At 70.0% G+C, this 13,598-nt stretch carries 9 protein-coding genes; 5 read left to right on the top strand and 4 right to left on the bottom strand.

The window, feature by feature from the left end:
- Positions 1-66: 66 nt before the first annotated feature.
- Complete coding sequence (locus BN12_RS23040) at positions 67-1,065, bottom strand: zinc-binding alcohol dehydrogenase family protein (RefSeq protein ID WP_048550806.1); 999 nt, start codon at positions 1,063-1,065, stop codon at positions 67-69.
- A gap of 111 nt (positions 1,066-1,176) precedes the next feature.
- Between BN12_RS23040 and BN12_RS23035 the strand changes: the two genes are divergently transcribed.
- From BN12_RS23035 to BN12_RS23015, 5 genes are read left to right on the top strand one after another with little or no spacing between them, the layout of a single operon-like run.
- Positions 1,177-4,887, top strand: coding sequence for a nitrate reductase subunit alpha (locus BN12_RS23035; protein ID WP_048550807.1), 3,711 nt, complete (start codon positions 1,177-1,179; stop codon positions 4,885-4,887).
- Positions 4,887-6,575, top strand: a complete 1,689-nt coding sequence (gene narH / locus BN12_RS23030) for a nitrate reductase subunit beta (protein ID WP_048550808.1) — start codon at positions 4,887-4,889, stop codon at positions 6,573-6,575. Before BN12_RS23035 ends, narH begins: the two co-directional genes overlap by 1 nt.
- The gene (gene narJ, locus BN12_RS23025) at positions 6,575-7,183 is read left to right on the top strand and encodes a nitrate reductase molybdenum cofactor assembly chaperone (protein ID WP_048550809.1); all 609 of its coding nucleotides are present in this window, start codon (positions 6,575-6,577) and stop codon (positions 7,181-7,183) included. The genes narH and narJ overlap by 1 nt, the downstream gene beginning before the upstream one ends.
- The gene (narI, locus tag BN12_RS23020; protein ID WP_048550811.1) at positions 7,183-7,950 is read left to right on the top strand and encodes a respiratory nitrate reductase subunit gamma; all 768 of its coding nucleotides are present in this window, start codon (positions 7,183-7,185) and stop codon (positions 7,948-7,950) included. The genes narJ and narI overlap by 1 nt, the downstream gene beginning before the upstream one ends.
- Positions 7,950-9,167: a nitrate/nitrite transporter gene (locus tag BN12_RS23015; RefSeq protein WP_235432310.1), complete on the top strand. Its 1,218-nt coding sequence runs from the start codon at positions 7,950-7,952 to the stop codon at positions 9,165-9,167. Before narI ends, BN12_RS23015 begins: the two co-directional genes overlap by 1 nt.
- A 13-nt stretch (positions 9,168-9,180) precedes the next feature.
- On the opposite strand, the gene BN12_RS23010 is transcribed toward BN12_RS23015, so the two are convergent.
- From BN12_RS23010 to BN12_RS23000, 3 genes are all read right to left on the bottom strand, one after another.
- Positions 9,181-10,869 carry a glycosyltransferase gene (locus BN12_RS23010; RefSeq protein ID WP_048550816.1) on the bottom strand — a complete coding sequence of 563 codons (1,689 nt, stop codon included), beginning with the start codon at positions 10,867-10,869 and terminating at the stop codon, positions 9,181-9,183.
- Positions 10,866-12,026, bottom strand: a complete 1,161-nt coding sequence (locus BN12_RS23005; protein ID WP_048550817.1) for a hypothetical protein — start codon at positions 12,024-12,026, stop codon at positions 10,866-10,868. The genes BN12_RS23010 and BN12_RS23005 overlap by 4 nt, the downstream gene beginning before the upstream one ends.
- A gap of 194 nt (positions 12,027-12,220) precedes the next feature.
- On the bottom strand, positions 12,221-13,598 hold a 1,378-nt coding region (locus BN12_RS23000), incomplete at its 5' end, for an ABC transporter substrate-binding protein (protein WP_048555810.1).

Here is a 13,598-nt window from a genome sequence, read left to right as displayed (position 1 = left end):
CACTGAGCTTCACCCGACTCTCCTTGTCGGGTGAAGCCACGTCTTGTCGGGTCACCCGATAAAGCGTCAGGGGACGAGCACCGCCGCTCCGTCGAAGCGGCCCGCCTTGAGGTCCCGCAGCGCCTCGAGGGCACCGTCGAGCGGGTAGGTGTGGGTCGTCGCGCGGATGCCGTGCCGCACGGCGAGCTGGAGGAACGCCCGGCCGTCCTCCCGGGTGTTGGACGTGACGCTGCGCAGCTGCTTCTCGTAGAACAGCTCCTCCTCGTAGCGGAGCGCCGGGATGTCGCTGAGGTGGATCCCGGCGACGGCGAGGACCCCGCCCCGCCCGAGGGCGCGCATGATCATGGGCACGGCGGTCCCGACGGGGGCGAAGGTGATCGCGCTGTCGAGCGGCTCCGGCGGGGGATCGTCGAAGTCCTGCACCGACGCCGCGCCGAGGGACCGGGCGAGCTCCCGCGCCTGCTCGCCGCGGGTCATGACATGGACCCGCGCCCCCTGGGCGACGGCCAGCTGCGCGGTGAGGTGGGCGCTCCCGCCGAACCCGTAGAGCCCGAGGACGCCACCCTCGGGAACGCTCGCCCGGGCGAGCGCCCGGTACCCGATGATCCCCGCGCAGAGCAGCGGCGCGGCGGCGACGTCGTCGATCCCGTCCGGCACGGCATACGCGAAGTCGGCCGGGACCGTCGTGTACTCGGCATACCCGCCGTCGGCGTCCCAGCCGGTGTAGCGGGAGGCCGGGCAGAGGTTCTCCGCGCCTCGGCGGCACCAGCGGCACGCGCCGTCGGTATGCCGCAGCCAGGCGATGCCGACGCGGTCGCCGACGGTGTACCCCTCCGCCGTCGCGCCCACGGCGACGACCCGGCCGACGACCTCGTGCCCGGGGACGACGCCGGGCCGGTGCACCGGGAGGTCGCCCTCGGTGACGTGGAGGTCGGTGCGGCAGACGCCGCACGCGAGGACCTGCACGAGGAGCTCTCCCGGAGCCGGATCAGGGATCGGCCGGTCGGTGAGAGCGACGGGGCCGCGCTCGACGGGAGCGGGCGTCGTGACGTGCCAGGCTCGCATACGACCACGGTAGTCCCGTTGCGAATCTGCCGTTTTCACAACAGGATTGTGAAAACTACTCTTTGTCGTTGGTCCACGCTGGCGGATGCGACACACGCTACAGTCGAGGGCATGGCGCCATCGACGACGGCAGGTAGTGGCATCGACGGACCGGCCGCGGACGCGCTCTTGAAGCTCGGGCGCTTCTTCACGCGCTGGGACGAGACGACCGACGAGCGGGCGGTGTTCCGCGAGGGGGGCCGCCGGGGTGACGTGTTCTACCGCGACCGGTGGAGCCACGACAAGGTCGTGCGGAGCACCCACGGCGTCAACTGCACGGGCTCGTGCTCGTGGAAGGTGTACGTCAAGGACGGCATCATCACGTGGGAGGCACAGCAGACCGACTACCCGTCCGTCGGCCCGGACCGACCCGAGTACGAGCCCCGCGGCTGCCCGCGGGGCGCCGCCTTCTCCTGGTACACCTACTCTCCGACCCGGGTCCGCTACCCGTATGCGAGGGGCCTCCTCATCGAGATGTACCGCGAGGCGAAGGCGCGCCTCCACGACCCCGTGCTCGCCTGGGCGGACGTCGTCGGCGACCCGGTGCGGCGCCGGCGCTACCAGCAGGCTCGCGGGCGAGGGGGCCTCGTCCGCATCAGCTGGGCCGAGGCCGTCGAGATCGTCGCCGCGGCCCACGTCCACACCATCAAGACCTACGGCCCCGACCGGTGTGCGGGCTTCTCGCCGATCCCCGCGATGTCGATCGTGTCGCACTGCATCGGCACGAGGTTCATCCAGCTCATCGGCGGCGTCATGACCTCGTTCTACGACTGGTACGCCGACCTGCCCGTCGCGAGCCCCCAGGTCTTCGGCGACCAGACCGACGTGCCCGAGTCCGGCGACTGGTGGGACTCGACCTACCTCGTCATGTGGGGCTCCAACGTGCCCGTGACCCGGACCCCCGACGCCCACTGGATGGCCGAGGTCCGCTATCGGGGCACGAAGGTCGTCACGGTGAGCCCCGACTACTCCGACAACACGAAGTTCGCCGACGAGTGGATGCCCGCGCAGGCGGGCACCGACGCGGCCCTCGGTATGGCGATGGGGCATGTCGTCCTCAAGGAGTTCTTCGTCGACCGCGAGACGCCGTTCTTCACCGACTACGTCCGCCGCTACACCGACCTGCCCTTCCTCGTCCGGCTCGAGGAGAAGGACGGTGCGCACGTCCCGACGAAGTTCCTCACCTCGTCCGACCTCGCCGGAGCCCCCGAGGCGCCCGAGGAGGCGTGGAAGACGGTCGTCCTCGACGCGGCCGGCAGCCCGGTCGTCCCGAACGGCTCGATGGGATTCCGGTATGCCGAGTCCGGCACGGGCCGCTGGAACCTCGACCTCGGCGACACCGTCCCGCTGCTCACCCTCGAGGGCGACGGATCGGAGGCGACCGAGATCCTCCTCCCGGCCTTCACCGCGCCGGACGGCTCGGGATCGGTCCTGCGCCGAGGAGTGCCGGCCCGGCGCGTCGACGGCCACCTCGTGACGACCGTCTTCGACCTCATGCTCGCCCAGTACGGCGTCGCCCGCGAGGGTATGCCGGGGCAGTGGCCGAGCGGGTACGACGACGTCGCGTCGCCCTACACCCCGGCGTGGCAGGCCGAGATCACGAGCGTGCCGGCCGAGCAGTGCATCCGGGTGGCCCGGGAGTTCGCCCGCAACGCCGAGGAGTCCGGCGGCCGCTCGATGGTCATCATGGGGGCGGGGATCTGCCAGTGGTTCCACGGCGACGCGACCTACCGCGCCGTCCTGTCCCTTCTCATCCTCACCGGCTCGATGGGCCGCAACGGCGGCGGCTGGGCCCACTACGTCGGCCAGGAGAAGTGCCGCCCCATCACGGGGTGGGTCTCGCTCGCCAACGCCCTGGACTGGGCGCGACCGCCGCGCACCGTGCCGGGGACGTCCTTCTGGTACATGCACACCGACCAGTGGCGCAACGACGGCTACTCCGCCGACTCGTTGGCCTCGCCGCTCGCCGAGGGACACCTCGCCGGACGGCACACGGCCGACGCCATCGCCCAGTCCGCGCGGCTCGGCTGGATGCCCTTCTACCCCCAGTTCGAGCAGAACCCGCTCGACATCGCCCAGGACGCGACCGACGCGGTCGAGCGCGGAGAGGCGGAGTCGCCGGCCGCATACGTCGCCAAGGCGTGGCAGGACGGCACCCTCAAGGCGTCCATCGAGGACATCGACGCCCCCGCGAACTGGCCCCGGACGCTCGTTCTCTGGCGCTCCAACCTCATGGGGTCCTCGGCCAAGGGCAGCGAGTACTTCCAGCGCCACCTGCTCGGCGCCGACAACAACGTCATGGGCACCGAGTCGCCGGAGACCCCGCGGCCGACCGAGGTTGCCTGGCACGACGAGGCCCCGGAGGGCAAGCTCGACCTCCTCATGTCGGCGGACTTCCGGATGACGTCGACGACCCTGCTGTCCGACGTCGTCCTCCCCGCCGCGACGTGGTACGAGAAGCACGACCTGTCCTCGACGGACATGCACCCGTTCGTCCACGCCTTCTCGCCGGCCATCGACCCACCGTGGGAGGCCAAGTCGGACTTCGAGCTCTTCCACCTGCTCGCCCAGCGGCTGTCCGAGCTCGCGAAGTCCCACCTCGGCGTCCGGAAGGACCTCGTCAGCGTGGCCCTCACGCACGACACACCGGGGGAGACCGCGCAGCCGGGCGGGCGTGTCCTGGACTGGAAAAGGGGGCAGGCCGAGGCCGTCCCCGGCCGGACGATGCCGGTGTTCCAGGTCGTCGAACGTGACTACACGGCGATCGCCGACAAGCTCGCGACGGTCGGGCCGCTCGCCGACTCGCTCGGCTTCACGGTCAAGGACGTCACCTACCGCCTCGAGGAGCAGACCGAGCGGCTGGCCCACGACAACGGCGTCATGCTCGGCGGCGCGGGTGACGGCCGGCCCGCCATCGACACCGACAGCAAGCTCGCCGAGGCGATCCTCACCTTCTCCGGGACGACGAACGGCGAGCTCGCGGTGCAGGGGTTCGAGACCCTCGAGAAGCGGGTCGGCAAGGGGCTCGCCGACCTCGCGCGCGGCTCGGAGGAGAAGCGCGTCACCTTCGCCCAGACCCAAGCCGCCCCGGTGCCGGTCATCACCTCGCCCGAGTGGTCCGGGTCGGAGACCGGGGGCAGGCGGTATGCCCCGTTCACCGTCAACATCGAGCGGCTCAAGCCGTTCCACACCCTGACCGGGCGGATGCACTTCTATCTCGACCACGACTGGATGACCGACCTCGGCGAGGCCCTGCCGACCTACCGACCGCCCGTGGACATGCACCGCCTCTTCGGCGAGCCCGTCCTCGGGTCGACCGGAGAGCTCCAGGTGACGCTGCGCTATCTCACGCCGCACAACAAGTGGTCCATCCACTCCGAGTACCAGGACAACCTCCTCATGCTCTCCCTCGCCCGCGGGGGCCCGACGGTGTGGATGAGCGACCGCGACGCGGCGCTCATCGACGTCCACGACAACGACTGGGTGGAGTGCGTCAACGACAACGGCGTCTACGTCTGCCGGGCGATCGTGAGCCACCGGATGCCCCAGGGCGTCGTCTTCGTCCACCACGCGCAGGAGCGGACGATCGACGTGCCGAAGTCGGAGGCGACGGGCCGCCGGGGCGGCATCCACAACTCGGTGACCCGGCTGCTCGTCAAGCCGACGCACCTCATCGGCGGCTACGCCCAGCTCTCCTACGCCTTCAACTACCTCGGCCCGACGGGCAACCAGCGCGACATGGTGTCCGTCGTCCGCAAACGCCGCCAGGAGGTGCAGTACTGATGCGCGTCATGGCCCAGATGGGCATGGTTATGAACCTCGACAAGTGCATCGGGTGCCACACGTGCTCGGTGACCTGCAAGCAGGCCTGGACCAACCGGGCCGGCACGGAGTACGTGTGGTTCAACAACGTGGAGACCCGCCCGGGGCAGGGGTATCCGCGCCGCTACGAGGACCAGGAGAAGTGGCGCGGCGGGTGGGTCCGCACGCGCCGGGGGCGGTTGACGCTCCGCGGGGGCAACCGGTTCCGCAAGCTCCTGACGATCTTCGCCAGTCCCGTCCAGCCCGAGCTCGAGGACTACTACGAGCCGTGGACCTACGACTACAAGGCGCTCATCGAGGCCCCGCTCGGCGACGACTTCCCCGTCGCCCGGCCCAAGTCGCTCATCACGGGCGAGGACACGAAGATCACCTGGTCGGCGAACTGGGACGACGACCTCGGCGGCGCGAGCGAGATGGGCCACCTCGACCCGATCGTCGAGGCGGTGAACGCAGCGCGCGGCGAGGCGAACGAGAAGATCCGCTTCGAGTTCGAGAAGACGTTCATGTTCTACCTGCCGCGGATCTGCGAGCACTGCCTCAACCCGTCGTGCATGGCCTCCTGCCCCTCCGGCGCGATCTACAAGCGCGCGGAGGACGGGATCGTCCTCGTCGACCAGGACCGGTGCCGCGGCTGGCGGCAATGCATCACCGGCTGCCCCTACAAGAAGATCTACTTCAACCACAAGTCGGGCAAGGCCGAGAAGTGCACGTTCTGCTACCCCCGCATCGAGGTCGGCATACCGACCGTCTGCTCCGAGACGTGCGTCGGCCGGCTGCGCTACCTCGGGCTGTTCCTCTATGACGTCGACAAGGTGACGGCCGCCGCCTCGGTCGAGGACGAGAAGGACCTCTACGAGGCCCAGCTCGACCTGCTCCTCGACCCGAACGACCCCGCCGTCATCCGGGCCGCCAAGGAGCAGGGCATCCCCGACGACTGGCTGGACGCGGCTCGCCGGTCCCCCGTGTACGCCCTCGCGAAGGTCTACAAGGTGGCCCTTCCGCTCCACCCGGAGTACCGGACGATGCCAATGGTCTGGTACGTCCCGCCGCTGTCCCCGATCGTCGACCTGCTCGCGAAGCAGGGCCACGACGCGGAGGATCGCGACACCCTGTTCGGCGCCATCGACGCCCTGCGGATCCCCGTCGACTACCTCGCGGAGCTGTTCACGGCGGGTGACACCGAGGTCGTCACCCGGGTGCTGCAGCGGCTCGCGGCGATGCGCGCCTACATGCGGGACGTCACGCTCGACCGTGAGCCCGACGCCGGGATCCCGGCCTCCGTCGGTCTCACCGAGGAGTCGATGCGCGCGATGTACCGGCTCATGGCCATCGCCAAGTACGAGGAGCGGTACGTCATCCCGACGGTCTCGGCCCTCGACCACCAGCAGAAGGCGCACGAGCTGGAGGAGCTCGCGTGCTCCCTCGACTACGACGAGGGCCCGGGGATGTACGGCTCGGCCGCCTTCGGTGAGGCGAGCGGGCGTCCCGCCCCCGTCGCCGTCGAGACCTTCCAGGCGCTGCGCCAACGGCAGACGAGCGGTGCCGAGACGAGCAGCTCCTCCCTCCGCGGCCGGGTCAACCTCCTCAACTGGGACGGCAACGGCTCGCCGGAGGGTCTCTTCCCCGAGGCGCACGGAGGAGACGAGTGATGGGCCGCGGGGACGGCGCACGGGTCGCCGAGCGGGTCGTCCACCAGGCCGCCGCGTGGTGCCTGTCCTATCCGGACGAGGCCTTCGTCACCGCCCTGGGGGCCATCGCCGACGCGGTCGCCGAGCTGCCGCATTCGCCTGCCGCGCAGCGGGTCTCGTCCTTCCTCACGGCGACCCGGGGGAGAGACCTCGCCGAGCTCCAGCAGGAGTACGTCCGACTGTTCGACCTGTCGCGCAAGCACGCGCTCTACCTGTCCTACTGGACCGACGGTGACACCCGCCGCCGCGGCGAGGTGCTCGCCGGGTTCAAGCAGCGCTACCGCGACAGTGGGGCGGTCGTCGACACCCATGGGGAGCTGCCCGACTACCTCCCGATGGTCCTCGAGTTCTCGGCCCGGGTCGACCTCGACGTGGGCGTCGAGCTGCTCCAGAGCTACCGGCCGAGCATCGAGCTGCTGCGGATCGCGTTGACCGAGGCGGGCACGCCGTACGCTGCTCTCGTCGAGGCCGTGTGCCTCACGCTCCCAGGAGCCTCTCCCGCCGACCGCGCGGCCGTCATGCGGATGGCCGGATACGGACCGCCGACCGAGAAGGTGGGGATCGCCTGATGGACGTCGTGCTCTGGGGCGTGCTGCCCTATCTCACCCTGGCCCTCCTCATCGGCGGGACGATCTGGCGCTACCGCTTCGACAAGTTCGGCTGGACGACGCGCTCGTCCCAGCTCTACGAGTCGCGGCTGCTGCGCATCGGCTCGCCGCTGTTCCACGTCGGCATCCTCTTCGTCGTCGTCGGCCACGTCGGCGGGCTCATCGTGCCGGAGTCGTTGACGGACGCCCTCGGCATCTCGGAGAACCTCTACCACTTCAACGCGCTCTTCTTCGGATCGATCGCGGGCTTCTGCACGCTCGCCGGCATCGCCATCCTCATCTACCGGCGCCGCCGGACCGGGCCGGTGTTCATGGCGACGACGAAGAACGACAAGCTCATGTACGTCATCCTCGTCGCCGCCATCGTCCTCGGGCTCTGGACGACCGTGGTGAGCATCGGGGCGGGACATGCGGCCCACAACTACCGCGAGTCGGTGTCGCCGTGGTTCCGCTCGATCTTCTGGCTCCACCCCGATGTCGAGTCGATGGCCGCCGCACCGATCCAGTTCCACATCCACACGCTCGTCGGGATGGTCCTCTTCGCGATCTGGCCGTTCACCCGGCTCGTCCACGCGTTCACCGCACCACTGCACTACCTCTTCCGGCCCTACATCGTCTATCGCAGCCGTGACGAGGTCGCGGGGTCGGCCGCGACCCGTGCGAGCCGTCCGGGATGGGCGCCCGTCGGGACGGCCGACCGAGACCACCAGCCGAGAGAAGGACGATGATGACCGCCACCGCCGTCACCGACGCCGACCTCCGCCAGGGGCAGACGAAGAACCTCGTCCTCGCTCTGTGGGCGTTCGCCATCAGCTTCTGGGCGTGGAACATGGTCGCTCCGCTCGGAGTCCGCTACACCGAGGAGATGGGACTCACCGCCACCCAGAAGTCCCTTCTCGTCGCGACGCCGGTTCTCGTCGGGTCGGTGGGCCGGATCCCCGTCGGGGCGCTGACGGACAAGTTCGGCGGACGCGTCATGTTCACCGTCCTCATGCTGCTGTCGGTGCCCTTCGTCCTCCTCGTCGCCGTCGCCGGCAACGCGAAGTCGTACGGCCTGATGATCCTCTTCGGCTTCTTCCTCGGCATCGCGGGGACGACCTTCGCGACCGGCATACCCTTCGTCAACGCGTGGTTCGAGCAGTCCCGACGCGGGTTCGCCACGGGCGTGTTCGGGGCGGGCATGGGCGGCACGGCGCTGTCGGCCTTCTTCACCCCGCGGTTCGTCAAGTGGTTCGGCTACACGACGACCCACGTCATCATCGCCGTCGCCCTCGTCCTCACGGCGGCTCTCGTGTGGTCCGCGGCGAAGGACTCGCCGCGGTGGAAGCCTGCGACGGAGCCCGTGGTGCCGAAGCTCGTCGCGGCGGCCAAGCTCGGGATCACCTGGCAGATGGCCTTCCTGTATGCCGTCGCCTTCGGCGGGTTCGTCGCCTTCTCCACCTACCTGCCCACGTACCTGAAGGACGTGTACGAGTTCGACCTCACCGGGGCGGGCTCCCGGACGGCCGGTTTCGCGATCGCCGCCGTCATCGCCCGTCCCGTCGGCGGCATCCTCTCCGACCGGATCGGTGCCCGCACGGTCGCGGCGATCTCCTTCGCCGGCGCGACGGTCATGGCGCTCGTCGAGACGACCGTCCCACCGCCGGAGCTCCTGGCCGGTCTCACGTTCGTCGTCCTCGCCCTCTTCCTCGGGCTGGGCACCGGAGCGATCTTCGCGTGGGTCGCCGACCAGGCGCCCCCGGAGCGGGTCGGGTCGGTGACCGGCATCGTCGGTGCCGCGGGCGGACTGGGCGGCTACTTCCCGCCGCTCGTCATGGGCGCGACGTACGACGCCGTCGCCCACCGCTACACCGTCGGCCTCGTGCTCCTGGCCATCGTCGCGGCGATCGCCTTCCTCTACACGCTGTTCGGCATCAGGCGGCGGGTGGCCGTCGCCACCGCCTGACGATCCGGACCGCTCATCCGGGTTGGCGGGCTCCGCCCGGTGCGTGGCCGCCGTCGGGGTCGTACGTCGACAGGCCGTGCTCGGTCTTCTGCCAGTAGTGCGGCTTGGTGATGAGCTGCCAGAGCGCCTTGTACGACGCGATGGAGTGCAGGAGCCAGTAGAGGGGGTTGAGGACCGCCCAGCCGACGAGCCAGAACTCGCCGCGCTTGTAGGGGCCCATCATGTTGAGGTACACCATGAGCGCGTTGCCGACGAGGAAGTTGATGAGGCACAGCCACAGGACCAGCGGCGGCACGTCGAGAAGGGGACTCGTCCAGGGCACGATGATCGTCGCGAGGGTGAGGACGGTGAAGGGAAGCACGCCGAGGAAGGTGAGCGGTGTGCCGAAGATGAGGAGCGCGAACGACGCGAGCCGGCGAGCGCCGAGGGTCGAGACGGCTCGGGCCGGCTGGCGGGCGTGGACGAGGGCGGTCTGCAGGTAGCCCTTCACCCAGCGGCTGCGCTGGCCGATGAAGATCCGGATCCGCGAGGTGCCCTCCTCCATCGTCGTGGAGTCGATGACCCCGACGCGGTACCCGAGCGCGCTGGCCCGGATGCCGAGGTCGGCGTCCTCGGTGACGTTGAAGGGATCCCAGCCGCCGAGCCGGCGCAGCGCCTCCGTGCGGAAGTGGTTCGAGGTGCCCCCGAGCGGGATGGGCAGGTCACGGACGTCGAGCCCGGTGAGCATGTAGTCGAACCAGTAGCTGTACTCGAGGGTGAACATCCGGGTCAGCACGTTCTCGCGTGCGTTGAAGTAGTTGAGGGAGGCCTGGAGGACGACGGTGCGATGGTCCACCCGGCGGAAGGCGAGCACCGCCTTCTTCAGCTGGTCCGGCTCCGGGGCGTCCTCGGCGTCGTAGATGACGAGGAACTCGCCGCGTGCGACCTCGAGCCCGACGTTGCAGGCACGCGGCTTGGTCTGCGGTGCCCCCTTCGGCACGGTCACGACGACGAAGTGGTCGGGCGGGTCGGACCGGGCGATGGCCTCCCGGGTCTCGTCGTCCTCCTCCTCGACGAGGACGATGACCTCCAGCTTGTCCGTCGGGTAGTCGACCCGGCCGAGGTTGTCCATGAGCCGGCTGACGACGCGGGCCTCCCGGAACACCGGGACGAGGATCGTGTAGACCGGCAGGTCGTCGTCGTGGAGCGCCTCGATCTCGGCGCGCTCGACCCTCTCGACGAGGTCGTAGCGCGACCCGCGCATGGCGACGACGAACTTGAACATCGTGCTCGCGAGGAAGACGAGACTCGACACGCCGACGAGTGCCATGGCGGCCTCCCCGGGCCAGCGGACGCCGACGAGGAGGACGATGGCGGCGAGGACGAGGCCGAGCAGCTGCTGGCCGCGGGAGAGGACGTGCCGGGCCGAGTGGACCGGATCGGTGCGGTAGAGGCCGAGACCGGCCTGGTCGGCATACTGCGCCGCGAAGCCGTCGACGGTCGTGGCCGTCACGGCCCCCCAGGACCAGGGGACGATCGTGATCGGACCTCCCACGGCGGCCGAGATGCGCTCCTGGCGGTCCGCGGTCGGCTCACCCGCGACGGCGACGACCACGACGCCGTCCTCCCGCCGGAGCGGGATCCATCCCTCGCGGGCGTATGCCGTGCGCAGCGCCGGGTCGAGCAGGCGCGCGTCGAGACTGCTGGCGGTGTCCGTGGTCATGCCGCACCACCGCGGGTCACGACGGTGAGCCAGAGATGCATCGTCGGGTTCACGAGGACCGTGAGCCAGCCGAGGACCCAGAGGACGCCGGCGAGCACGACGACGAGCGCGGAGGTGAGCCTCGTCGTCGTCTGGGGAGCGACGGCGGCGGCGAACATGAGCATGAGGAGGTAGGTCGTCCCGGCCGTGCCGGGCGGGGCCAGCCCGAGGACGAAGGCGAGCAGCGGCATACCGGTGAGGATGATGCCGACGATCCCGACCCACGGGTGGCGCAGCGCGGCGGCCGCGACGATGACGATGACGGCCGGCGCGAGGTAGACCAGGCCCTCGCCGGTCTGCAGGAAGTGGCCCACCTGGGCCGCGCGGTCCGCGTCCCAGGCCGGGTAGCCGGCGACGGCGGTGACGGCGCCGACCCGGAATCCCGCTCCCAGCGCCATGAAGGCGCCGACGAGCGCGACGGTCGGGAACATGACGACGAGGACGTTGGCACGCCGGGATCCGGGTCGGGAGTGGATGATGAGCAGACTCGTGTAGGCCGCGGCGACGATCGTGAAGAGGCCGATCCGGTCCGAGAGCACGGAGGCGGCGAAGAGCAGACCCGCCCGGAAGCCCGCCTGGGTGTTGGCATACGTGACGAACCGAACGAGGTCGATCATCCCCACGCCGAAGAACAGCAGGCCCAGCGTGGCCTCGAGGTTCGTCGTGACGACGAAGGCGAAGACGGGGGTCGTCGTGAGGGCCAGGAGGTATGCCAGCCGCACGGCCGGGGGGAACTCCTTGCGCCGCATCGACTGGAGGACGAGCTGGACGAGGATCCCACCGAGCAGCGAGCCGACGACGGCGAGCCCGATCGCCCCTCCGGGGGTGAGGAGCGCGAGGAAGCTGCTGATCGGCGGGTAGAGCTGACGGAGCCCGGCGACGTCGGTCGAGTCCCAGGCCAGCCCGGTGACGCGGGCCTCGAGCGCACCGTTGGCGGTCCGCGGCCAGGACCCGCCGCGGGCCTGGAAGACGACGGCGAGGAGGACGAACGGGACGGCGATCGCGACGCGCAGGACCCAGCGGGCCCAGCGCCGCTCGGGGAACTTCGCCGGATGACCGGTCGCGCTCTCCACGAAGATGGCCCTCTGGGTGGGGTACGACGCCGTCGTCGAGGTCACCGCGCCGACCCTTTCCACGAACGCCCGAGGCCGCGAGTCGGTAGCCGTCCGGGCGGATCCCTTTGTCAATCTTTGTCCGGAATCTAGCGGGTTACCGCCTTGTTGGCGACTCGAGCGGATCGGGTGGGGTCGGTGTGCCCGCGCCGCCGCACTCGGGCGGGCACACCGACGGCTGCGCAGCGATCGCCGGCGGCCTACCGCTGGACGATGCTGAAGAGCTGGTCGAGCTGGGTGTTGAGCGTCGTGAGCGAGGACACCGGCTGGCTGCCGATGTAGATGGCGTCCATGGCCGGCTGCATGAGCGCGGTGATGTCGGCCGCGTTGGAGGTGACCGGGAAGAGGAACGTCGTGTGGTTCTTCACGTGGTCGGTGAAGGGCGACACGTCGAGGTGGCGCTTGTTCTCGTTGTAGGCGATGGCGAGCGCGGTCCCCTCGGGCCGGGCGGGGAAGACGACCCCGGACTGCCCGATGATCTTCTGGCACTCCGACCCGGCGAGGAAGGCGACCCACTGGGCGGCCTGCTCCGGGTGCTTGGACAGGGTCGTGATGGAGTCCGCGAGACCGTTGAACATCGAGGCTCGCTTGCCGCTCGGACCGATCGGCGTGGGGGCGATCTGGATGCCCATGCTCTTGCCCTTGGCGTCGGTCATCGCCGCATACGTGGAGATCATCCAGTCGCCGGCGATGCCCATGGCCGCGGTGCCGGACCCGATCTGCTTGTCGACGCCGTTGGCGCCGCTGCCGGTGGCGGCGTACGTCGGCATGTAGCCCTTGCGGACGAGGCCGAAGTACCAGGCGATGGTGTCCTGGAAGCTCTTCTGGTCCAGGTTGAAGCGGTCGCCCCACGGGTTCTTGTTCGTCGCCTGCCATCCCGTGCTCCCCGTGAAGGCGGACCACTGGGTCTGGCCCCAGCCGCCACCTCCGGAGCCGTCCGAGGCGAGGCCGTAGGTCTTGACGTGGTTCTTGTCGAAGCCCGGCTGGTCGCCGCGCCGACCCTTGTCGTCGACCGTGAGATGGGCGACGAGCTTCTCGAACGTGCCGCCGTCGGTGGGGTTCCAGGTCAGCGTGTCGAGCGTCTTCGGGTCGACGCCGGCATCCTTGAGCATCGCGGGGTTGTAGAAGATCGCGACGGTGTCCCAGTCCTTCGGAGCCCCGTAACGATGCCCGTCCTGTCCGATCCACAGCTGGGCCAGGCCCGGCTGGTAGTCCTCGTTGCGGATGTCCTTGGTCGGCCCGAGCTCGTCGAGGGGGCGGAGCACCTTGAGGTCGACGAACTGGGCGTATTTCGAGACGTGGTCGGTGAAGACGTCGGGGGCGGTGCCGGCGATGAAGCCCGAGGTGAGCTTGGACCAGTAGTCGCCCCAGCCGTACTGGGTGATCTTGACGGTGAGCTTGGGGTTCTGCTGGTGGAAGGCGTCGGCGCACTTCTGGTAGCCCGGCTGCTGGGAGGCGTCCCAGAGCCAGTAGCTGATGACGCCGTTGCCACCGCCCGCGTCGTCGCTGCTGCCGCAGGCGGCGAGGCCGGTGGCGGCCACGACGGCGGCGGTCGCCGCGAGGGCCGCCCGGCGGCGG

Source organism: Nostocoides japonicum T1-X7, from assembly GCF_001046855.1.
In the GTDB taxonomy this organism is placed as follows: Bacteria; Actinomycetota; Actinomycetes; order Actinomycetales; family Dermatophilaceae; genus Nostocoides; species Nostocoides japonicum.
This window is presented reverse-complemented; position numbering and strand designations above follow the sequence as displayed.